17 protein-coding genes and 3 pseudogenes are annotated in these 21,195 nt (G+C 72.4%); 9 read left to right on the top strand and 11 right to left on the bottom strand.

Annotated features, from left to right (window positions below; genetic code table 11):
• Nucleotides 1–85: 85 nt before the first annotated feature.
• A complete protein-coding gene (locus BJF83_RS21535) occupies nucleotides 86–1,303 on the bottom strand; it encodes an NADP-dependent isocitrate dehydrogenase (RefSeq protein WP_075927733.1) in 1,218 nt (405 codons plus the stop codon).
• 180 nt (nucleotides 1,304–1,483) lie between these two features.
• Nucleotides 1,484–1,918, bottom strand: coding sequence for a DUF3017 domain-containing protein (locus tag BJF83_RS21530; RefSeq protein ID WP_075927803.1), 435 nt, complete (start codon nucleotides 1,916–1,918; stop codon nucleotides 1,484–1,486).
• An 846-nt stretch (nucleotides 1,919–2,764) separates the two neighbouring features.
• Between BJF83_RS21530 and BJF83_RS21525 the strand changes: the two genes are divergently transcribed.
• Nucleotides 2,765–3,370 carry an FHA domain-containing protein gene (locus tag BJF83_RS21525; RefSeq protein WP_075927732.1) on the top strand — a complete coding sequence of 202 codons (606 nt, stop codon included), beginning with the start codon at nucleotides 2,765–2,767 and terminating at the stop codon, nucleotides 3,368–3,370.
• A gap of 88 nt (nucleotides 3,371–3,458) precedes the next feature.
• Here BJF83_RS21525 and BJF83_RS21520 read toward each other — a convergent pair whose 3' ends face one another.
• From BJF83_RS21520 to purN, 3 genes are read right to left on the bottom strand one after another with little or no spacing between them, the layout of a single operon-like run.
• Nucleotides 3,459–4,310, bottom strand: coding sequence for a bifunctional methylenetetrahydrofolate dehydrogenase/methenyltetrahydrofolate cyclohydrolase (locus BJF83_RS21520; protein WP_075927731.1), 852 nt, complete (start codon nucleotides 4,308–4,310; stop codon nucleotides 3,459–3,461).
• Nucleotides 4,311–4,324: 14 nt separating this feature from the next.
• The gene (gene purH, locus BJF83_RS21515; protein ID WP_075927730.1) at nucleotides 4,325–5,893 is read right to left on the bottom strand and encodes a bifunctional phosphoribosylaminoimidazolecarboxamide formyltransferase/IMP cyclohydrolase; all 1,569 of its coding nucleotides are present in this window, start codon (nucleotides 5,891–5,893) and stop codon (nucleotides 4,325–4,327) included.
• A complete protein-coding gene (gene purN / locus BJF83_RS21510; protein WP_075927729.1) occupies nucleotides 5,890–6,525 on the bottom strand; it encodes a phosphoribosylglycinamide formyltransferase in 636 nt (211 codons plus the stop codon). The genes purH and purN overlap by 4 nt, the downstream gene beginning before the upstream one ends.
• 407 nt (nucleotides 6,526–6,932) lie before the next feature.
• On the opposite strand from purN, the pseudogene BJF83_RS21505 reads away from it, so the two are divergent.
• Together BJF83_RS21505 and BJF83_RS29855 are read left to right on the top strand one after the other, a co-directional pair.
• Nucleotides 6,933–7,327 (top strand): annotated as a pseudogene (locus BJF83_RS21505) (DUF4190 domain-containing protein).
• 172 nt (nucleotides 7,328–7,499) lie between these two features.
• The gene (locus tag BJF83_RS29855) at nucleotides 7,500–7,997 is read left to right on the top strand and encodes a Wzz/FepE/Etk N-terminal domain-containing protein (protein WP_075927728.1); all 498 of its coding nucleotides are present in this window, start codon (nucleotides 7,500–7,502) and stop codon (nucleotides 7,995–7,997) included.
• A 47-nt stretch (nucleotides 7,998–8,044) separates the two neighbouring features.
• Here BJF83_RS29855 and BJF83_RS29850 read toward each other — a convergent pair whose 3' ends face one another.
• Nucleotides 8,045–8,509, bottom strand: a complete 465-nt coding sequence (locus BJF83_RS29850; protein ID WP_075927727.1) for a hypothetical protein — start codon at nucleotides 8,507–8,509, stop codon at nucleotides 8,045–8,047.
• A 27-nt stretch (nucleotides 8,510–8,536) separates the two neighbouring features.
• On the bottom strand, nucleotides 8,537–9,298 hold the full coding sequence (locus BJF83_RS29845; protein ID WP_262391746.1) for a hypothetical protein: 762 nt from the start codon (nucleotides 9,296–9,298) through the stop codon (nucleotides 8,537–8,539).
• Here BJF83_RS29845 and BJF83_RS21485 point away from each other — a divergent pair.
• The 6 genes and pseudogenes from BJF83_RS21485 (at nucleotide 9,282) to BJF83_RS21460 (ending at nucleotide 16,719) form a co-directional block, all read left to right on the top strand.
• On the top strand, nucleotides 9,282–10,670 hold the full coding sequence (locus tag BJF83_RS21485) for a ligase (RefSeq protein ID WP_075927725.1): 1,389 nt from the start codon (nucleotides 9,282–9,284) through the stop codon (nucleotides 10,668–10,670). The genes BJF83_RS29845 and BJF83_RS21485 overlap by 17 nt on opposite strands.
• Nucleotides 10,667–11,890 carry a phosphotransferase gene (locus tag BJF83_RS21480; RefSeq protein ID WP_075927724.1) on the top strand — a complete coding sequence of 408 codons (1,224 nt, stop codon included), beginning with the start codon at nucleotides 10,667–10,669 and terminating at the stop codon, nucleotides 11,888–11,890. The genes BJF83_RS21485 and BJF83_RS21480 overlap by 4 nt, the downstream gene beginning before the upstream one ends.
• A 64-nt stretch (nucleotides 11,891–11,954) precedes the next feature.
• On the top strand, nucleotides 11,955–12,836 hold the full coding sequence (locus tag BJF83_RS21475) for a sulfotransferase (RefSeq protein WP_075927723.1): 882 nt from the start codon (nucleotides 11,955–11,957) through the stop codon (nucleotides 12,834–12,836).
• Nucleotides 12,806–14,331: pseudogene (locus tag BJF83_RS21470) on the top strand (polysaccharide biosynthesis C-terminal domain-containing protein). Before BJF83_RS21475 ends, BJF83_RS21470 begins: the two are co-directional and overlap by 31 nt.
• Nucleotides 14,332–14,390: 59 nt before the next feature.
• A pseudogene (locus tag BJF83_RS21465) lies at nucleotides 14,391–14,848 on the top strand (UDP-N-acetylglucosamine--LPS N-acetylglucosamine transferase).
• 368 nt (nucleotides 14,849–15,216) lie between these two features.
• On the top strand, nucleotides 15,217–16,719 hold the full coding sequence (locus tag BJF83_RS21460; protein WP_075927722.1) for a glycosyltransferase: 1,503 nt from the start codon (nucleotides 15,217–15,219) through the stop codon (nucleotides 16,717–16,719).
• A gap of 156 nt (nucleotides 16,720–16,875) precedes the next feature.
• Here BJF83_RS21460 and BJF83_RS21455 read toward each other — a convergent pair whose 3' ends face one another.
• The 4 genes from BJF83_RS21455 to cysN all read right to left on the bottom strand — a co-directional run bounded on the left by BJF83_RS21455 (nucleotide 16,876) and on the right by cysN (nucleotide 21,104).
• On the bottom strand, nucleotides 16,876–18,003 hold the full coding sequence (locus tag BJF83_RS21455; protein ID WP_394329372.1) for a glycoside hydrolase family 26 protein: 1,128 nt from the start codon (nucleotides 18,001–18,003) through the stop codon (nucleotides 16,876–16,878).
• Nucleotides 18,004–18,108: 105 nt separating this feature from the next.
• Nucleotides 18,109–18,999, bottom strand: coding sequence for a sulfotransferase (locus tag BJF83_RS21450; RefSeq protein WP_075927801.1), 891 nt, complete (start codon nucleotides 18,997–18,999; stop codon nucleotides 18,109–18,111).
• A gap of 142 nt (nucleotides 19,000–19,141) precedes the next feature.
• Nucleotides 19,142–19,576, bottom strand: a complete 435-nt coding sequence (locus BJF83_RS21445; protein ID WP_075927721.1) for an ATP-binding protein — start codon at nucleotides 19,574–19,576, stop codon at nucleotides 19,142–19,144.
• Nucleotides 19,577–19,835: 259 nt separating this feature from the next.
• Complete coding sequence (gene cysN, locus BJF83_RS21440) at nucleotides 19,836–21,104, bottom strand: sulfate adenylyltransferase subunit CysN (RefSeq protein ID WP_075927720.1); 1,269 nt, start codon at nucleotides 21,102–21,104, stop codon at nucleotides 19,836–19,838.
• Between the last annotated feature and the right edge of the window lie 91 nt (nucleotides 21,105–21,195).

The following is a 21,195-nucleotide window of genomic DNA, read 5'->3' as shown; positions in this document are numbered from 1 at the left end:
GGCCAAGGTCTCACCCGCGCCCGCCGCCTCGTTCCGGCTCTCCCGGGGGTCACCCGGACGAGGCCGGGACCGAGGCGGCACGGGCTCAGGCCAGGCGCTTGGCCAGGTTCTCGTCCAGGGCGGCGAGGAACTGCTCGGTGGTGAGCCACTCCTGGTCGCCGCCGACCAGCAGCGCGAGGTCCTTGGTCATCTGCCCGCCCTCGACGGTGTTGATGACGACGTCTTCGAGCGTGTTGGCGAACTCCGTCAGCTTCGGGGTGTTGTCCAGCTTGGCCCGGTGCTCCAGGCCGCGGGTCCACGCGAAGATCGAGGCGATCGGGTTGGTCGAGGTGGGCTTGCCCTGCTGGTGCTGGCGGTAGTGGCGGGTGACCGTGCCGTGCGCGGCCTCGGCCTCGACGGTGCGGCCGTCGGCGGTGCGCAGGACCGAGGTCATCAGGCCCAGCGAGCCGAAGCCCTGCGCGACGGTGTCGGACTGCACGTCACCGTCGTAGTTCTTGCACGCCCAGACGTAGCCGCCCTCCCACTTGAGCGCGGCGGCGACCATGTCGTCGATCAGGCGGTGCTCGTAGGTGAGGCCCGCGGCCTCGAACCTCTCCTTGAACTCCGTGTCGTAGATCTCCTGGAACACGTCCTTGAACATGCCGTCGTAGGCCTTGAGGATCGTGTTCTTGGTGGACATGTAGACCGGGTAGTCGCGGTCCAGGCCGTAGTTCAGGCTCGCGCGCGCGAAGTCCTCGATGGACCTGCGGAAGTTGTACATGCCCATGGCGACGCCGCCGCCCTCGGGGAAGTCGGCGACCTCGAACTCGACCGGCTCGCCGCCGTCGGCCGGGGTGTAGGTCATGGTCACCGAGCCGGGGCCGGGAACCTTGAAGTCGGTGGCCTTGTACTGGTCGCCGTGGGCGTGACGCCCGATGATGACCGGCTTGGTCCAACCGGGGACGAGCCGGGGGACGTTCTCGCAGATGATCGGCTCGCGGAAGACGACGCCGCCGAGGATGTTGCGGATGGTGCCGTTGGGCGACCGCCACATCTTCTTCAGGCCGAACTCCTCGACCCGGGCCTCGTCCGGGGTGATGGTCGCGCACTTGACGCCGACGCCGTACTTCTTGATGGCGTTGGCGGAGTCGACGGTGACCTGGTCGTCGGTGCGGTCGCGCTCCTCGATGCCCAGGTCGTAGTACTTCAGGTCGATGTCGAGGTAGGGAAGGATCAGACGGTCCTTGATGAAGGACCAGATGATCCGGGTCATCTCGTCGCCGTCGAGTTCGACTACGGGGTTCTCGACCTTGATCTTGGCCATGGCTGTGTGGCTGTCCCTTCAGTCTGTGCTACCGCCTCACGTGGCCGGCGCGGCGCCGGTTCGTGGCCGTGACCGCACCGCCCGCTCGGCAATCCCCAGATCCCGCCCGGTGTCCGTGCTGACCGGGGAGGCGGTGGCTTGTCGGTGTCGCGGTATCTCGACATCAAGCTTATTCCACGGTCAGGACGTTAGTTGCGGCGCCACCCATGCCAGCACGATGAGCAGGACCGCGAGGCCGACGCACGTGGCGAGGTCGATCCAGCGGCGCCGGACGGCCAGCAGTCCGATCCAGTCCCTGGGCAGGACCGCCCGGAAGGCCGCGGCCAGCAGCAACGCCCCGGCGATGATCGCGGGGCCGCGCTTGAAGTGGGCGGCGGCCACGACCACGATTCCGGCGACCAGGGCCGAGAGCACGAGCGCGTAGGGCACCTGGGCCAGCCAGAAGGGGACTTCCGGGTGGGGCCGGGCCTCCGGTTCGGGCTCGGGCGCCGCGTGCCCGTCGCCACGGCCGCCCTCGGACGGGCCCCGCGAGACGTGTTCCCCGTCGCCGGGGGTCTCATCCGCCCGTCCGCCCCGCTCCGCGTCCGCCAACTCCGCCCGCCCCGTCATGTCCACCGCGCATCCGACCCGTTCCGACATCCTCCGGCCGCCGCGCGGCTCGTCCACGTGCTCGACCCTGGCCCAGATCGGCCACACCGCGCCCGCCGACGTGTCCGAAACGGCGCACGCCGCCACGGGTCGCACCGGACCTGGTGACTGCGGGGGTCCGCCGGGGGACACCGCCGCCCGAACGGTCGAGACGCGGCCCATTGTATTGACTGCTCCCCCTCCTCGAAGGGAAGGGCGCTCCCGGAACGGGTTCCCTCCACCACGGGACACGCGGTGGCTCCTGGCCCAGGCCGCCGCTCGCTCCGACGGAGCACGCGGTCTCATGCCCTCGACACCGGCAGGGGCCGGACCGCGTCCGTCTGCGGCGGGCCGGGCGCGGCGGCGACGATCCAGCCGCGAGGACCGACGGGCGAGGAGAACCCCGTCAGCTGTGGGTCGACTCGCTCCGGTCCGGTCGGCCGTCACCGCGCCCCGAGGCGGGAGGCGCCGATTCCTCCCCGGCACGAGGACCGAGGCGCCCGCGGAGAGGACAGGTGACTCCCTTCGCCGAGACCCCAGAGCTCACGGAATCGGTCGATGCTCGCCCCGGAGCACCCGATGTCCGTTACCCGCTTCCGGTTCGGTCACACGGGCGTGTACCCGCGTCGTATCCACCTAACTCCGGAGTAAGCGCGTAGAACGCGTACCACCCGGGTAATGCAACCTGAGACGAGTGCAACGGTGAGCGAGGACAAGCCCCCCATGAAGCCCACTCAACGCGCAGACCGACCGATCCCTCGACAACCGCCGCTCTCCCGCCGTCACCCGTACCCCCACCGGCCACGCCACACCACCAGCCCGGGAGGAGTCACCGTGGACGGGCCCTACCTTCGGGTCGAAGAGACCGGGGACATTCGTCAGCTCACCTGTGAGGTCACCACCGTCGGACGCGGCGCGGGCGCCGACGTCCGGCTCGACGATCCGAGCGTTTCCCTGCTCCACGCCGAACTGGTCCGCCGCGGGCCCTACGTGTACGTCGTCGACCTGGGACTGTCCCGCAACGGCACCCGCGTCAACGGCCGCCCCATCGCCCGGCGGGTGCTGGAGGAGGACGACGTGGTGACCTTCGGCACCGCGCGCTGCCGCGTGGGCGGGCTCCCCCACGAGCAGATCAGCCCCGACATCGAACTCCGTCGCGGCGCCGCGCCCGAGCTGACCCGGCGTGAGCTCGACGTGCTCACCGCCCTGTGTCAGCCCGCGTTGTCGGAGGAAGCCTTCGTGGCCCCGGCCACGGCCCGCGACATCGCCGAGGCGCTGGTCGTGACCGAGGCCGCGGTCAAACAGCACCTGCTCCGGCTCTACCAGAAGTTCCGCATCCCCGAGGGCCAGAACCGGCGGACCCGCCTCGCCAACGAGGTCGTGGCGCTCGGGCTGGTGCGTCCGATGCCGACCACCGGTTCGTCCCGCCGGGCCAGCTGACCCCGGACCGGGCCGGTCCCGCGGCGCCCCGTGCGAACACGACGAGGCGGTGGAGTCGCCCACCACCGCCCCAGCGGCCGGTCCGTCGTCAGGCGAGTTCGCGCTCGGCCGCCTCCACGACGTTGACCAGCAGCATCGCCCGGGTCATCGGGCCCACGCCGCCCGGGTTCGGGGACAGGTACCCGGCGACCTCGGCGACCTCCGGCCGCACGTCGCCGACCAGGCCGTCCTCCGTGCGGGAGACGCCGACGTCCAGCACGGCCGCGCCAGGCCGGACCATGTCCTTGGTGATCAGCCCGGGCACGCCGGCGCCGGCGACGACGACGTCGGCGCGGCGGGTGTGCTCCGCCAGGTCACGGGTGCCCGTGTGGCACAGGGTGACGGTGGCGTTCTCCGAGCGGCGGGTCAGCAGCAGGCCGAGGGGACGCCCCACGGTGACGCCGCGGCCCACCACGACCACCTCCGCGCCCCGGAGCGGCACGTCGTAGCGGGTGAGCAGCTCCACGATGCCGCGCGGGGTGCACGGCAGCGGGGCCTCCTGCATCAGGACGAGCTTGCCCAGGTTGGAGGGCTGGAGGCCGTCTGCGTCCTTGGCCGGGTCGATGAGGCCCAGCACCCGGTTCTCGTCCAGGCCCCTCGGCAGCGGCAGCTGCACGATGTAGCCGGTGCAGTCCGGGTCCTCGTTCAGCTCGCGGACCGCCCGCTCCACGTCCTCCTGCGTGGCGTCGGCGGGCAGGTCGCGGCGGATGCTCGCGATGCCCACCTGGGCGCAGTCGCGGTGCTTGCCCCGCACGTAGGAGTGGCTTCCCGGGTCGTCGCCGACCAGGACCGTGCCCAGACCGGGGGTGACGCCCTTGGCCCTCAGCTTGGCCACCCGCTCGGCCAGGTCCCCGCGGATGGCCTTGGCGACGGCCTTGCCGTCGAGAATCGTCGCGCTCATGTCGGCTCCTCGCGTCAGTGGAAGAAGTGGCGGGTGCGGGTCGTGTACATGGTGGCCCCGGCCGCCTTCGCGGCGGCGACGACCTCCTCGTCGCGGACGGAGCCGCCCGGCTGGACGACGGCGCGCACCCCCGCCCCGGTGAGGATCTCCAGGCCGTCGGCGAACGGGAAGAAGGCGTCGCTGGCGGCGACGGAACCGGTCACGCGGTCACCCGCCCGGGTGACCGCCAGGCGCGCGGAGTCGACCCGGTTGACCTGGCCCATGCCCACGCCCACGGTGGCTCCGCCGGAGGCGAGCAGGATGGCGTTGGACTTGACCGCGCGCACGGCGCGCCACGCGAAGGCGAGGTCGGCCAGGGTGGCCTCGTCGGCGGGCTCGCCGGCGGCCAGCGTCCAGTTCGCGGGGTCGTCGCCCTCGGCGTCGACCGCGTCGCGCGACTGCACCAGCAGACCACCGCTGATCTGGCGGTTCTCCACTCCCGAACCGAAGCCGGGGGTGTCCGCCACGAGGAGGCGGATGTTCTTCTTCCTGGTCAGGATCGCCATCGCCTGCGCGTCGAAGCCGGGCGCGACGACGACCTCGGTGAAGACCTCGCGGATCTGCTCGGCCAGCTCCGCGCGGACCGGGCGGTTGGTGGCGATGACGCCGCCGAACGCCGACACCGGGTCGCAGGCGTGCGCCAGGCGGTGGGCCTCGGCGTTGTCCGCGCCGACCGCGATGCCGCAGGGGTTGGCGTGCTTGATGATGGCCACGCACGGCTGGTCGAAGTCGTGGGCGGCGCGCAGGGCGGCGTCGGCGTCGACGTAGTTGTTGTAGGACATGGCCTTGCCGTGCAGCTGCCGCGCGCCCGCCAGTCCGACCGCCGGGGCGCCGTCGACCGTGTACAGCGCCGCCTTCTGGTGCGGGTTCTCGCCGTAGCGCAGCACGTCCCGGCGGGTGTAGCCGATGCCCAGGTAGGCGGGCCAACCCGACTCGGCGGTCTCGTCGTCGGGGGCGTATGAGCCCGCGAACCAGGAGGCGACGGCCGCGTCGTAGGTGGCGGTGTGGCGGAAGGCGAGCCCGGCGAGCCGCTTGCGCTCCTCCAGGGTGAACCCGCCGTCGCGGACGGCCTGGAGGAGGGCGTCGTAGCCGGCGGGGTCGACCACGACGGCGACGCTGGCGTGGTTCTTGGCCGAGGCGCGCACCATGGCGGGGCCGCCGATGTCGATCTTCTCGACGCAGTCGGCCTCGGACGCGCCGGAGGCGACCGTGTCCTGGAAGGGGTAGAGGTTGACCACGACCAGGTCGAAGGGGGAGATGCCCAGGCTTTCGACGGTGGCGACGTGGTCGGGGTTGGTCTGGTCGGCGAGGAGGCCCGCGTGGACGTTCGGGTGCAGCGTCTTGACCCGGCCCTCCATGATCTCCGGGAAGCCGGTGACGTCCTCGACGGGGGTGACGGGGATGTCGGCGTCGCGCAGCCGCGCGGCGGTCGAGCCGGTGGAGACGATCTCCACCCCGGCCTCGACCAGGCCGACGCCCAGCTCCTCCAGACCGGTCTTGTCGTACACGCTGATCAACGCACGCCTGATGGCCTGCTGGGTCACCGCTGCTCCTTCGTGTGGGTCGCGTCCGTGACGCTGTGCTCGGTGCGGCCGAACCGCACGTGCCTGCCGTCGACCGTCCAGCCCTCGCGGGCGAGCCGGCCGACCGTGTCGACCAGCATCCGCCGCTCCACGGCCTTGATCCGCTCGTGGAGGCTGGACTCGTCGTCGCCGTCCTCGACGGGCACCGCCACCTGGTCGATGATCGGACCGGAGTCGACGCCCTCGTCGAGGAAGTGGATGGTGGTGCCGGTGACCCGGACACCGTGGGCGAGCGCGTCACGCACGGCGTGCGCGCCGGGAAAGGAGGGGAGCAGCGCCGGGTGGATGTTCACCGCGTCGTGCCGGCCGAGGACCGCGGGTCCCAGAAGTCGCATGAACCCGGCGGAGACCACGAGGTCGGGCGCGTACCCGCTGATCCGGTCGGCCATCGCCGTGTCCCACTCGGCACGGTCGGAGTAGTCTCGGAAGGGGACGACGAAGGTGGGCACTGCGGCCTGCTCGGCCAGCTCGATGCCCAGGGTTCCCCGTCGGTCCGAGCCGACGGCGACGACGTCGACGCCGTACGCGGGGTCCTCGGCCGCGTCGACCAGGGCGGCCATGTTGCTGCCCGTACCCGATATGAGGACGACCACTCGCGCGGACAATGCTTCTCCCAGTGTGTCGAAGGCGGTGCGGGAGCTGGCTCCCGTGCCCGGGGGCGCCGGGGGACGGCGCAGCATCCGGGACTTCGCGCGCCCGTGCGGCCTCGCGCCCGTTCCGGGCCGCGCCGAGGGGCGTCGCTGGAGAGTGGCCCGCCGGTCCCCCGCGGAACGGTGCCCGTGGGTCCACGACGATTGGCGGTCGAACCGTGGCGGCCCGTCCGTGGTCCCACCCTATCGGTCCGGGTAGCGTCGGACCCACGGGGCCCGGGCCCACCCTGCCCGCAACCGCGCCCCACCGGGTTCCGGACCCGCTCCGGAACCACTGACACCGAATTGCGGTCCGCGCGGGCGAGCGCGGACCGCGGCGCCCGACCTGGGCGCGTCGAAGGAGTGAACCTGTGACCGACAAGAGCCCGGAGCCCCAGACCGACGGGCGGCTGCCCAGGGTCGAGCGAGGCGGCCTGTGGGGCCTCTTCCTGGGGATGGCTGGCCTCCTGCTCCAGCCTTACGGCGTCGTGCTGTCCGTGTTCGGTGTCGTCCAGGGGTTCCGTGCGCGCCGGGCCGCCCGAGCGAACAGCACGCAGCGCCGGGCGCCCTGCTGAGCGTGGCCGTCGGAACGCTCGGCATCGTCATGTCGCTCGCGGTGACCTCGGTGTTCGTGGTCTACGACGAGCAGGTGCGGACCTACCGTGACTGCTCGGCCCGCGCGCACACGGTGTCCACGCAGGAGCAGTGCGACCAGACCTGGGAGTCCGAGACGGGGATGCCTCCGTCGCCGCTGTTCGCCAGCTGATCCCTCCCGGCCCGCTCCGTCCCCGGGCGCACGCCCGGGGGGACGCGGTCGCATCGGACGCCTCCTCTCCGAAACCGGCTGTTTCGGCAAGCGCCGCGCACGCCCAAAGGGACTACACTTAGTATGCAATCGTTTACTAAAAGTGCTGAGCACGCGTGTGTGAGAGGACCCGATGGACACCGACGCCCCTGGCCCGCCCGGACCGGAACTGAAGGAGTACACGGCCCTGCTGCGCCGCCGGTGGCGGATGGTCGGGGCCGGGGTCCTCGGGGGGCTGGTCCTCGCCACGGCAGCGGTGTTCACGCTGCCCTCCACCTACGAGTCCACCGCCGCCGTCCAGGTCCGACCGACCGGCATGGCCGAGTTCACGGGCGAGCGCTCCGGGCGGCTGGCCGGTGACGTCAACCTGGACACCGAGGCGCAGATCCTCACCTCCGACCGCGTCTCGGCCGCCGCGGCGCGGCGCCTCGCCGGGCCCGACACGGCCCCGCCGAGCACCGGCGACCTGCGTGAGCGCGTGTCACTGTCCGTGCCGCCCAACAGCGACGTGCTGGAGATCACGTACGCGGCCCGCACCCCGAGGCCGCACGCGACGGGGCCACCGCCTACGCCGAGGCCTACCTCGAACAGCGCGAGACCGAGGTCGGCGACCTCATCGCCGCCCGGCTGACGGCGTTGCGCGAGGAGCAGGAGGCCCGCTACCAGGAGTTGGCCGAGCTACCCGGCCCCTCCGACGCCCGGGCCGAGGCCCTGCGCGCGGAGATCGCCGACCTCGGCCGCGGCGTCAGCCCGCTCAGCGCCCTCCAGGAGACCGTCGACCCCGGCCGAATCATCACCCCCGCGCGCCTCCCCGAGGGCGCGACCAGCCCCGTGCTCCCCGTCTGGGTGGCCGGCGGCGGCGCCCTCGGGCTGCTCGCCGGACTCCTGCTCGCGCTCGCGCGCGACCGCCTCGACCCCGTTCTGCGCGACACCGGGGACACCGAGCGAGTCGGCCGCGTGCCCGTGCTGCTGGACCTGTCCGCTGCGGGCGAGGCCGCCTACGGCCCTCTCTCCGACGACGACCGCGCCGGTCAGCGCGTCAACGAGTGCGCCCACGCGGTGCGCGCCCGCGTCCCCTCCCCCGGTGTCCTGCTCGTGGCCGCCACCGCGCCCGGCCGCTCGGGCCCCGCGGCCGCCGTGCACCTGGCCATGTCACTCGCCCGCACCGGCTCAGACACCCTGCTCGTACGCGCCGATCCCGCGCCCGCCGCCCCGACCGACCCGGTGGACGTGCCGGAGGGCCCCGGCCTGGCCGAGGCGCTCCTGGACGGTGAGGACCCCACCGAACTGGAGGTACGCCCCCACGACGCGCCCCGGCTGCGCGTCCTGCGCTACGGCCGGCCAGGCGCCGTCGCACCCGTCCAGGGCACGGCGATGCCCGTGCTGCTCGACCTGCTGCGCGAGGAGGCCGAGTACGTGGTCATCGCCGTGTCGCCCGCCGCCGAGCGCGCCGACGCCCACGCCCTGGCTGCCTCGGCCGACCTCCTGCTCCCGGCCGTCGAACTGGGTCGCACCCGCCGCGCCGACCTCGCGTCGCTGGTCGCCATGGCCGCCCCGTTCGACCTGGCCGTCGCCGGCGTCGCCGCGCTGCCCCGCCAGCCCCGCGCCGAGGCCGCTCGGAACGGATCCGCCGACGAGAAGGCGGTGGCCGACGGAAACGGGGCCGTCGCGGGGTCGGCCGAGGAGAGGACCACTGCGGAGTCCGCCGCGGAGTCCGCCGCGGAGCCGACCCTGACGGAGCGGGACTCCGCACGGGAGACCGCCGCGGAGGGAGGCTCCGCGGGCGGAGCCGCCGTGGAGGCCGGTGCGAAGGAGGGCTCCGAGGGCGGGACCGCCGGGGAGACCGCGTCGGACGGAGCCGCCGACCGCCCGGACGCGGAGGACCCCGCCTCCGACACAGTCGGGCCCCGAACTGATGGCCGCTCCCGCCACCCCGCGCCCCCTCCCCGGGGCGGGGGTCCCGATCGCCCCCCGCCCGGTCACCGGACGACCAGTGGTCTGGCTCCTGGCCGGATACCCGCTCTGGTGGGCGCTGGGCATGGGCCAGTTCGCCTACTGGCTGTTCGCCGTGCCCATGGCGGCGGAGCTGGTCCGACGCCACCGGACGGTCGGCCTGCGGGTACCCCCGGGCTTTTGGATGTGGGCGCTGTTCCTGCTCTGGTGCGTGCTCGGCCTGGCCATGGTCCCCCTGGACGTTCCCGACACGGTTCCCGGCAGCGGCGGGCTCGCGGGCGCGGCGCTGCGCGTCGTCAACTACCTGGTGCTGACCGTCCTCATGCTCTACGTCGGCAACCTGTCCGAGCGCGAACTGCCCACGCGGACGGTCGTGTGGTCGCTGTCCGTCCTGTGCCTGGCCACGATCGCGGGGGGCTACCTGGGCATGTTCGCGCCACGGTTCGAGTTCACCGCTCCGCTGGAGTACCTGCTGCCCGGCGCGCTGGCCACCGACCCCTACCTCCAGACCCTCGTGCATCCCGCCTCCGCCCAGATCATGGACATCTTCGGGTACGAGTCGGCCCGGCCCAAGGCGCCCTGGGAGTACACCAACATCTGGGGCTACATGGTCTCCCTGCTCCTGGTGTGGCTCGTGGTCGGCTGGGTGCTGGAAGGGTCCGGACTCACCCGGTGGGCCGCCCTGGCCGCCGCGGCCGCGTCGGTGGCCCCCGTCGTCCACTCCCTCAACCGCGCACTGTGGGTCGGGCTGGCGCTGTCCTTGGTCTACGCCGGACTCCAAGCGCTGCGCCGCGGACGCGTCGTGCTCGTGGGCGCCTGCGCGGTCGCCTGCGCGACCGCCCTGCTCGTGCTGGCCGCCTCGCCGTTGGCCGACGTGGTCCGCAACCGTGCCGACAACCCCCACAGCGACGACGGCCGGGCGGCGAGCAACGCCGCGTCCGTGGCTGCGGCCGAACTGTCCCCCGTCGTCGGTTGGGGGACCACGCGGGAGATGGCGGGCAGTTCGGAGTCGATCGCCATCGGGCCGACCGCGGACTGCCCCGGCTGCGGCCAGCACGTCATCGGCAACGCCGGTCAGCTGTGGATCACGCTGATCGCCAACGGATGGGCGGGCACCGCGTTCCCACTCGCCTTCCTCGCCTGGACGGTGTGGCGCCACCGGGCCACGACGTCCCCTGCGGGACAGGGCGCGCTGCTGACCGTGCTGTTGCTGTTCTGGTACATGTTCTTCTACGTCGCGCTGATGTCCCCGCTGGCCGTCACCATGGTCGCCGTCGCCCTGCTCTGGCGGGGCGACGCGGGACCGACGCCCGGCCGGGACGCCGTGCGCGCGAGCGGGGGTCTTCGGTGAACAGCGAGACGACCTACCTGACGGATCTGGCGGCGGTCCTGTGGCCGTGCGGCGGTCTGCTCGGTCCCGGGGACGGGGGCGTCCGGCGCCTCGTCCGCCAGGAACGCGGAAACCAGTATCTGCCGGTCCCCAGCGCGCGCAGCCCGCGCGTGATCCTGCCCGCGCACGACCGTTCGGCGGCCCTCCGGGGCATCGCGTCCTTCTGCCGGGGACACTCGTTCGCCGAACGGGCTCGCGCGGCCCTGCTCACCGGCGCCTTCGCCACCGGGCTCGCCCCCCTGCTGCTGCGGGACCGCCTGTACGTGGGCGCGGGACCCGGCATCGAGCACGCGCTCACCTCCGCCCTGGACCGGAGACTGGCGATCGCCATCCACCTCGGTCCGCCCCGGGCCAACCGCAAGCCCGTCCTGCTCCTGCTCACTCCGGGCGGGCGGACGATCGGATACGCCAAGGTCGCCGTGAACGACCTGACGTCGCGCCTGGTGCGCGCTGAGACCCGCGCCCTGCGACACCTGACCGACGCCCGCCTGCGGGACGTGACGGTCCCGCGCCTGCTCTACGAGGGCGAGTGGAACGGCCACCCCCTGCTGGTCCAGGAGGCGCTGCCGGTCGGGGACCAGACCGACCGTCCGACCCGGCGCCAGCTGCTGCGCTGCGTCACCCAGATCGTCGAACTGACCAGTGTGCGCGAGCGGCGGCTGGCCGACAGCCCGTACCGGACCTCCCTGGAGGAGCGAATCGTGGCCCTCGGGTCCCGCCCCGAGGCGGCGCCGCTACGGGCCGCGCTACGCCGCCTGCCGGATGTGACCATCCCCTTCGGAGCCTGGCACGGAGACCTGACCAGGTGGAACATCGCCAGCACCGCCCGCCGGGCGTTCGTGTGGGACTGGGAGCGACTGGCCCTGGACGCGCCCGTCGGCTTCGACGCCCTGCACTACGACCTCAACGAGTGCGTCCAGGCGGGGGTCCATCCGGGCGTGCACCGGTGGCTGGACAGCGGATCACGGCTGCTGCGCGATCCGCTGATCGCCGAGACGGGGCTGCGCCCGCACGCGGTGTCCACGGTCATGGCCCTGTACCTGATCGACCTGGCCACCCGCTACCTGCACGACCGTCAGGACGAGAGCGGCGGCCACCTGGCGTCCGTCGACGACTGGCTGCTCCCCGCGCTGGAGGGCCTCCAGGAGAGAGCGACGCACGAGGCCGCGCACACGGGGTGACGCCGCCCACCGGACCTGCCCGACCTAGACGGGCCTCCCACCACGACCAGCGAAGGACACCGTGATGCCCGTGGACACGCCGCCCGCCGCCCTGCGCCGCCTCTCCGACCCGGTGCGCCGAGCACTCCTGCCCCTGGCGGACGGGCTGGGCGGAGTGACCAGCGCCGTGCGCGCCCTGCCCGACGTGCTCATCTGCGGCGCGCAACGGTCGGGCACCACGTCGCTGTTCAAGGCCCTGGCCCGACATCCGGCGGTCACCGGCCCCACACTGCGCAAGGGGGTGCACTACTTCGACGTCGGGTACGCGCGGGGCGTGGACTGGTACCGGGGGTGTTTCCCGCTGCGCGCCTCGTTGCGGGCCCGAAACGGACGCCCGCGCGTGCTCGCGATGGAGTCCAGCCCCTACTACCTCTTCCACCCGCTGTCAGCCGAGCGGATCGCCCGCACGCTCCCGGACGTGCTGGTCGTGGTGGTCCTGCGCGACCCCGTGGAACGCGCCTACTCGGCCCACGCCCACGAGAGCGCGCGCGGTTTCGAGACCGAGCCGTTCGAGCGGGCGATCGGTCTGGAGGAGAAGCGGCTGTCCGGGGAGGAGGAACGACTGCTGGCGGATCCCGGGTACTACTCGTTCGCCCACCAGCACCACGCCTACCTGGCCCGCGGAAGGTACGCCGACCAGCTCGCGCGGTTCGAGCGGCACCTGGGCCGGGAACGGATGCACGTCGTCGACTACGCGGACCTGTTCGACGGCACCGCGCGGGCGCTGACCGGGATCGAACGGTTCCTCGGCCTGCCACCCGGACCCGGTGCACCCCCCGGTCACCACAACGCCCGCCGACGCTCCTCGATGCCCGAACCGCTGCGCGCGGAACTGACCGCCCAGTTCATTGAGAGCGACACCCGACTGGCCGCCTGGTGGGGCCGTACCCCCTCGTGGCGCGCATGACCGCCACCGAGGACGCCGCGGGCGCCGGGCTCCGACGCGTCCTGCGCGGCGGCGTGCTCAACATGGCCGGCGCGTCGTGGGCGCGGGACTCAACCTGGCGCTCATCGTGGCGATCACGCGGGCGTTCACGCAGGAGACGGCGGGCCTGCTGTTCTCGGCGACGTCGGTGTTCCTCATCGCGGCGACCTTCGCGGGCGCGGGCGCGCCGGACGGTCTGGTGTACTTCATCGCCCGCCTGCGCGTCGTCGGCCGGACCGACGGCGTGGCCCGACTGCTCCGCGTGGCGATGGGCCCGGCCGTGGCCGTCGCGGGGCTGACGGGCGTGCTGATGGTGGTCTTCGCCGATCCGATGGCGCAGGCCATGGCGTCAGAGGACGCCGCGACCTACCTGCGGCTGCTGGCCGTGTTCGTGCCGTTCGCGGTCATGGTCGACACCGCGCTGGCGGCCACCCGCGCACACCACGACATGGCCACGACCGTCCTGGTGGACAAGGTGGGCCGGCCGCTGGCCCAGCTGGGGCTGGTGGGAGCGGTCGCGTTGTCCGGATCGGCCGGACTGCTGGCGCTGGCCTGGGCGGGACCCTACCTCCCGGCGGGCGTGCTGGCGTGGTTCTGGCTGGGTCGGATCCTGTCCCGTGCGGCGCCGCGGTCCGAGGACGGCGACGCGTCCCGTGCCGACTGCGACGTCCCCTCCAGGGAATTCTGGGCCTTCGCGCTGCCGCGCGCGGTGGCGGGGGTGGCGCAGATGGGCGTCCAGCGCGGCGGCGTCGTGCTCGTGGCACTGCTCAGCGGCTTGACGGGCGCGGCGGTGTACACGGCCGCCACGCGGATCATGGTGCTCGGCCAGTTCGGCAACCAGGCCGTGCTGTCAGCCGCGCAGCCGCAGTTCGCGGAGCAACTGGCGACGGACGACCGCGCGGGCGTGCGGTCGCTCTACCAGGCGGGAACGTCGTGGCTGGTGTGCCTGACCTGGCCGCTGTACCTGTCGGGGCTGGTGTTCGCGCCCCAGGTGATGGCCTTGTTCGGCGCCGGATACGCGGCGGGGACGGACGCGCTGGTCGTCGTGTGCGCGGGGCAGCTGATCGGGTCCGCGCTGGGGATGGGCGACCTGATCCTGGCCATGACCGGGCGCACTGCCCTCAATCTGGTGAACAACGTTTTGGCGCTGCTGGCCAACGTCGTGGTGTGCGTCTCGCTGGTGCCGGCACTGGGCGCGACGGGGGCCGCGGTGGCCCTGGTGGCCTCGGTCGCGGTGCGCAAGGTGCTCCCGCTGTGGCAGCTGCGGACGAACGTGGTCCTGCACCCGTTCGGCGCTCCGGTGATGGTCGCGGCGGGTAGCGCCGTGGTCTGGTTCGGGGCCGTCCCACTACTGGCGGTGGGCCTGCTCGGCCAGGGGACGGTGGCGCTGGCGGTGTCCGTGGCAGTCGGGGCCGCGGGCCACCTGGCCACCGTGTGGCGGCTGCGCGGCCACCTCGACCTCCGCCTGAGCAGATGAGGCGTGTGGGCTCGCCAGACCCCCCGACCCACTACTTTGAGTTATGCCATGATGACTCCATGTCTGCTCGACCGGTTCTCCTGGTCGCCTCCAACGGCGGCCACCTCGCCCAACTCCTGTCCCTACGGCCCTGGTGGCGGGACAGGACGCGACTGTGGGTGACCTTTCGCACACCCGACGCCGAGTCCGCCCTCGGCGGAGAGAACGTGCGCTGGGCCTTCCATCCCACCACCCGCCACATCGGAAACCTGCTGCGGAACACGTGCTGGCGATCCGGGTGCTTCGTGAGGGGCGACCCAGCGCGGTCGTGACGACCGGGGCCGGGGTGGCGCTGCCGTTCTTCGCCCTCGCCTGGTGCCTGCGGGTCCCGACGGTCTACATCGAGGTCTACGACCGGCTCGACACCCCCACCCTCACCGCCCGCCTCTGCCGCCCCTTCACCCGGCTGTACCTGGCCCAGTGGGAGGAGCAGCGATCGTTCATGCCCAGCGCCATCACGGTAGGGCCGCTCCTGTAACGGAATCCCGGTCCCGAGCGGTCGCGCCTGCGGCCCCGCGGGCTGAGGCCGACCTCACCAGACCGAGCCCATCACCCATGAGGAGGCGACCTTGGCTGCGGCGCTCCGTGCGGGCCGGGAGATGCGCCGGATCGTGCCACCGGCGGCCCGGTCCGCGCCGTGGTCCCCCGGGCGGGCGGGCCGGAACGCGGAGAGTCGCGGTCCGCTCCGGTGGGCGCCGCGCCGTGTCCTCCCCAGGTCCGACCAGGACCTCGATGAAGAACCCTCGGCTCCCGCGACGGGCCGAAGGTCAACGCCTACACCATGGAGAAGGAGGCAGGGGCGTCCTCCCCGGACCGAAGGCCCTGGGAGTGCGCCCCGAGAATCCTGTGACCGAACAGACCACCCGCACGACACCGCTCTACGACGACCGCCTCCATCCCGACGTGGTGGTCAGCCTCGGCACGGACCACCACCGGTTCGACCGGCTCGTCAGGTGGGCCGACGACTACGCCCGGCGCAACAGGGACCTGCGCGTCCTGGTCCAGTACGGGCACAGCTCTCCGCCCGAGCGCGCGGCGGGGACCGCGTTCCTCGCGGGTGAGGCTCTCGGCGAGCACATGCGCGCGGCACGGGCCGTGGTCACGCACGGCGGACCGGGGACCATCGTCCAGGCGCGCGCGAACGGCCACCTGCCGATCGTCGTGGCACGCGACCCCGAACTGGACGAACACGTCGACGACCACCAACTGCTGTTCGTCAACCGTCTGGAGGAAGCGGGCCGTGTCCGGGCCTGCTCGACCCCCCAGCAGCTCGCCGCGCTGATCGACCGCGCTCTGGCCTCCCCCGACGACTTCCGCGTCCGCCCCGGCGAGGACGGCGGGCCCGAGCGGGCCGCCCGGCGCGCCGGTGAGCTCATCGACCTGCTCACCGAGGCCCCGGAGGCGCCCCGCACCGAGACCGTGGCGGCGCCGGTCCGCGGCGACTGGCCCGAGGTGACCGTCGTCGTCCCCACCCGGGACCGTCCGGAACTGCTGCGCCGCACCCTGCGCGGGATCCGCGAGCAGGAGTACCCCGGGCGGATCACCACCATCGTCGTGTTCGACAACGACCAGCCCGACGCCTCGCTCGCCGAGGACGACGGCGACCGCCCGGTGCGCGTGGTCGCCAACACCCTCACACCCGGGCTGGCCGGGGCGCGCAACACCGGGGTACTGGCCGCCGACACCGATCTGGTGGCCTTCTGTGACGACGACGACACCTGGCTGCCCGACAAGCTTCGGTCCCAGGCACTGGTCATGATCACCGAACCGGAGACCGAGATGGTGTGCTGCGGCATCCGGGTGGTCTACGACCGGGTCGAGGCCGAACGCGTCCTGGACCGCACCTCGGTCACCTTCGGCGACCTGCTCGGCTCACGGCTGACCGAGCTGCACCCGTCCACGTTCCTCATCCGCCGCCGGGCGATGATCGACGGGTGCGGTGCGGTGAGTGAGGAGATCCCGGGCAGTTACGCCGAGGACTACGAACTACTGCTCCGTATGGCCCGCCGGGGACCCATCCGCAACCTGCCCGAGCCGGGCGTGCGCGTGCTGTGGCACCGCAAGTCGCACTTCGCGGGCCGGTGGCGGACCATCTCCACGGCGCTGCGCTGGCTGCTGGAGCGCTACCCCGAGTTCTCCCTCGTGCCACGCGGGTACGCGCGCGTGGCCGGCCAGATCGCCTTCGCGGAGGCCGCGTCCGGCCGACGAGTCGAGGCGCTGCGCTGGATCCGGACCACTCTGCGGCACCGGCCCACCGAGGGACGCGCCGTGGTCGCCCTGCTCGTGGTGTGCGGCGTACCCGCGGGATGGGTGCTGCGCGCGCTCCATCTGCGCGGCAAGGGGGTCTGACCGTCCGACCGCGGCGACCCGGGAAGCTGCGCCCTCGATTCCCGGGTCTCGACGCTCAGCTCCCGGATCCGGCCGGGAGCCGCTCAGGTCGCCTCGACGTCGACCGCGTCGGGCGGGTGCGCCGCACCTGTCGGACGGCTTCCGTTCCGGTCGGGCTCAGTTCCGGCTCGCGGCGTAGGCGGCCAGTCGGCGGACCCGGTCGGGCAGGTTGACGTAGGGGTCCCGGCCGGCCAGTTCGAAGCCGCGGCGGGCGTACTCGTTGGCGCCGATCCGGAAGTCGCATCCGGCGACCTCGCCGTCCCAGACCTTGACCGCGCGCACCCGCTCGTACCTGCGCAGGACGTCGGGGATGTCGGCGTACCAGCGCAGGGTGTCGCGCGGGCCGATGTCGGTGGTGCCCAGCTCGCCGATCATGATCGGCTTGGCGGGGTCGATGCCGTGCCCGGGCCCCTCGTTCTGGAACCACTCGTAGGCGGGCTGGAGTGCGTCCTCGAAGGTGTGCACATCGGTCCACTTCGGCATGAGCGGGCAGCCGGTCATGTTGTACGCCTCGAAGCTGATCCAGTCCACGTGGTCGTCCCCGGGCCACAGGCCGGGCAGGCGGTCGAGATTGCCGCGCCAGCCGGTCACGTTCCACACCCAAATGGCGTTGTCGGCGCCCTCCTGGCGGTAGAGGTCGACGATGTGCCGCCATGCGGACACGAACTCGTCGGGGCTGCCGCGCCGCTGGTAACGCTTCTTGGCGTCGGCCTCGTGGTCGAAGGTGACGAAGTAGGGCACCTGCAGGTCGGCGATCGCGCGCGCCTGGGCACGCAGCGAGGAGTCGAAGTCCCCGCCGATGATGTCCTCGTAGCGGACCGCGGGGTGCCCGGAGAGTTCGAAGCGGCGTGCCTCGATGTTGGTGTGCACGAACCGGCCCTCCGCGATCAGCCTCCGTTCACGGTCCCCCGGCACGTCCGCCTGGTCGACGCCGCGCCAGGTGTAGACGATGTCCATGCGGCGGTCGGCGGCGGACTCCAACGGCTCGACGCGGTCGTCGTGGGGGCTGGCCCCCCACCACACGCCGCACGAGGGTTCGAGGATGTCGGAGACCGTGCACGCGGACTCGACCAGGGTCGGCAGGCCCAGGAGAGCGGCGGTGTTCCTTCCGGGCGTGTCGACGGGGAGGTCGTCCACCGGTCGCACGCGGGCCTCGGCCGCGGCCCCCGGCCCGGCCAGTGTCAAGGCGGTGAGCACGGCCCCCGCCGCCGCCAGTCCTCGTGTCGGTCTCCTGTTCACGGTCAACGCCCCCAGACGCAGAACTACGTACAGTACTTGGAGAATGACTTTACGTTAGAATTCGGACACTCGGCAACCTTGCCGCCCATGTCGATTCCATACTCGCCCGGATCAGTAGCCATAGCGCCTCCGGGCGGGCGCCGTCACCGCGCTCACCAGCCCCCGCCGCCACGGCGCCAGGGACTCCCGCCAGCCGTGGTCGGGACGCACCCCCAGCGGTCCCCGCGCGAACCGCATCGGGTTGCCCGAGACCGCGTGCGTCCGCGACATCCGGACGCTTCCCTCCCCCACCTCAGGCGGCGGGCCCGCGTACCCGGCGAACGCGGCGATCCGGGCGAACTCGGCCGCCGGATCCGCGACGAAGTCCTCGTAGCGCACCAGCAGGGTGGGCGTGCCGCGACGGGCGAGCGCGTCCAGGGTCGCGTTCTGGGTCATCCACTGCACGGCCGCGCGGCCCGCCGAGTACCGTGCCATCTCCGGTTCGCTGCTGTCTGGGGTGGCGTCGGGGCGCGGCACGCGCTTGGCCCAGGAGTGGGCCACCGCCCGGGGGTCGCGGACGATGTGCAGAAGCCGCATGCGGGCCCCGTAGCGCAGCCGCAGGCAGGCCGCGAGCGAGGCGTGCTTGCTGGCGTCGACGACCACGTGCGCCCCGCTGACCAGAGCGATCGCCGAGTACAGGCGGTGGTAGAGGTCGGTGTACCGATCGCCCCGCGCGGCGAGGACGCCGCCTCCCGCCCCGTTGAGAAGCATCGGCAGGTACCGCGTCCGGTCGACGCCGGCCTTGAGGCGGAGCACCGCCTCGGTGTCCAGGCGGTCCCAGCCGCCGAACGCCTCCTTGCCGACGTCCGACCAGAAGCCGCAGTCGGCGAACGGATGCCCGCACCCGCAGCGCTCGTTCTCCAGGAGACCGCGCCGCCACAGGTGCACGACCTCTCCGACCGAACAGAACCCGGGCAGCTCACCGAGGAGCCGTTCGATCAGGGTCGAACCGGAGCGCCCCATGCCGCCGACGAACACCAGACGATAGCCATCCACGGGTCAAGCGTAGGCGTCGTGTCACCGTGCGTGGTGAAAACGTGACAGGTGTTCCAGTCGCGCGGGGCCGGGTGGCGGAGGAGGGTCGAGTGGCGGAAGGGGGTCGGGGTCATTCCGCCGCGGTGATCTCCGCCCAGGCGTGGGTCCCGTGGACCGGGTGCGGCCCCAGACCCCACCGGGCGGCCAGGTGGTCGACGATGACCAGCCCGCGGCCGCGCTCGGCCTCGTCGTCGGCGTGGCGGTCCACGGCGTGGAGGAGGATGCTCCCGTGGTCATGGACGTCCAGGCGCAGGGCGGGGGTGGCGTAGGTCGACCAGGCGAGGTCCAGGTGCACGGGCGGGCGGCCGTGGACGACGGCGTTCGCGACGAGTTCGCCGACGACGAGCGCGGCCGACTCGACCAGGTCGGGGCGGCCCAGGTCGCACAGGAAACGGTCGACCGCGCGCCGGGCCGTGCGCGCGCTGTCGAGGACCCCGGGTAGTCGGTGTGACTCGCCGGGATCGGTGGTGGTGGGGCCCGGTTCGGCCTTGGCTATGGAGGGCATCACGCCGTTCCTTCGAACAGGTACCGGTGTCGATCGCGGAGGTGGAGTGTGTCGCATGCCACCCGCTCCAGTGGTGCCGGTCTCACGTGCACTGATGGTCCGAGAATGACCTACGCGTTGCCCTCTCGTAAACATTGTGATCATTGTGAATATTTCTGTTCATAGTGTTCACAGCGTCGCGCGGTTGGTTCGGCGGTCCCCGGACACACGGGGGGACCGCCCGAAGGCGGTCCCCGGTCGAACCGTCCGTGCCGGAGGACTAGTCGGCTTTGACGACCATGCCCGCGCCGACGGTGGCGTTGGTGGCCTCGTCGATGAGGATGAACCCGCCCGTCTGGCGGTTCTTGGCGTACTCGTCCACGAACAGCGGCTGGGTGGAGCGCAACCGCACCCGGCCGATCTCGTTCAGCGCGAGGTGGTCGGCGTCCTCGTCCCGGTGCAGCGTGTTCACGTCGAGCCGGTAGCGCAGGTCCTTGACCATGACCTTCGCCGTGCGCGTCGTGTGCTTGACGATGAGCTTGGAGCGCGGCGTGAGCTTGCGCGCGTCCGTCATCCAGCACACCATCGCCTCGATGTCCTGCGACGCCTTCGGCGCGTTGTTGGGCCGGCAGATCATGTCGCCCCGGGAGATGTCGATCTCGTCCTCCAGCAGGAGGGTGACCGACATGGGCGAGTACGCCTCCGCCACCTCGCCGTCGGCGGTCATGATCCGCGAGATCCGCGAGTTCAGCCCGGAGGGCAGGTGGGTCACCTCGTCGCCCGGCTTGAGCACCCCGCCCGCGAGCTGGCCCGCGTAACCGCGGTAGTCGTGCAGCTCGGGGTCGTCCGACCTGTGCGGTCGGATGACGTACTGCACGGGGAAGCGCGCGTCGATGAGGTTACGGTCCGAGGCGATGTGCACGTTCTCCAGATGGTGCAGCAGGGAGGGCCCGCTGTACCACGGCATGTCCTCCGATCGGCTCACCACGTTGTCCCCGTGCAGGGCCGACAGCGGGACGAAGGCGAGGTCGCACACGTCGAGTTTGCTGGCGAAGTCGGCGAACTCCGACTTGATCTGCTCGAAGCGCTCCTGGGAGTAGTCCACCAGGTCCATCTTGTTGACCGCCAGCACCAGGTGCGGGACCTGGAGCAGGCAGGTGAGGAAGGCGTGGCGGCGGCTCTGCTCCTGGAGGCCCTTGCGCGCGTCGACGAGGATGATCGCCAGGTCGGCGGTGGAAGCGCCGGTGACCATGTTCCGCGTGTACTGGATGTGGCCGGGGGTGTCCGCGATGATGAAGGTGCGCTTGGGCGTGGCGAAGTAGCGGTAGGCCACGTCGATGGTGATGCCCTGCTCGCGCTCGGCGCGCAGGCCGTCGGTGAGCAGCGCCAGGTTGGTCTGCTCCTCGCCGCGCGCGGCGCTGGTGCGCTCGACCGCGTCGAGCTGGTCCTCGAAGATCGACTTGGAGTCATACAGCAGTCGGCCGATCAGGGTGCTCTTGCCGTCGTCGACGGAGCCCGCCGTGGCGAACCGCAGGATGTCTTTGCTCATGCTTACCTGGTCCAGGGTCGAAGTGGTGGGAGCTGGGGCCGGTGGCTGGGGCGTGTTCCGTGGATGCCGCCCGTCGCGCGGCGGGGCATGT

The organism is Nocardiopsis sp. CNR-923 (genome assembly GCF_001942255.1).
Lineage (GTDB): Bacteria > Actinomycetota > Actinomycetes > Streptosporangiales > Streptosporangiaceae > Nocardiopsis.
Note: the sequence above shows the minus strand (reverse complement) of the source record. Positions and strands in the feature narration are given on the sequence as shown.

Excerpts from the sequence above, each read along its gene's own strand:
- BJF83_RS21535 (WP_075927733.1), bottom strand. The coding sequence starts at position 1,303 with ATGGCCAAGATCAAGGTCGAGAACCCCGTAGTCGAACTCGACGGCGAC.
- BJF83_RS21520 (WP_075927731.1), bottom strand. The coding sequence starts at position 4,310 with ATGAGCGCGACGATTCTCGACGGCAAGGCCGTCGCCAAGGCCATCCGC.
- BJF83_RS29855 (WP_075927728.1), top strand. The coding sequence starts at position 7,500 with ATGGACACCGACGCCCCTGGCCCGCCCGGACCGGAACTGAAGGAGTAC.
- BJF83_RS21485 (WP_075927725.1), top strand. The coding sequence starts at position 9,282 with ATGGCCGCTCCCGCCACCCCGCGCCCCCTCCCCGGGGCGGGGGTCCCG.
- BJF83_RS21475 (WP_075927723.1), top strand. The coding sequence starts at position 11,955 with ATGCCCGTGGACACGCCGCCCGCCGCCCTGCGCCGCCTCTCCGACCCG.
- BJF83_RS21450 (WP_075927801.1), bottom strand. The coding sequence starts at position 18,999 with ATGGGGCGCTCCGGTTCGACCCTGATCGAACGGCTCCTCGGTGAGCTG.
- BJF83_RS21445 (WP_075927721.1), bottom strand. The coding sequence starts at position 19,576 with ATGCCCTCCATAGCCAAGGCCGAACCGGGCCCCACCACCACCGATCCC.
- cysN (WP_075927720.1), bottom strand. The coding sequence starts at position 21,104 with ATGAGCAAAGACATCCTGCGGTTCGCCACGGCGGGCTCCGTCGACGAC.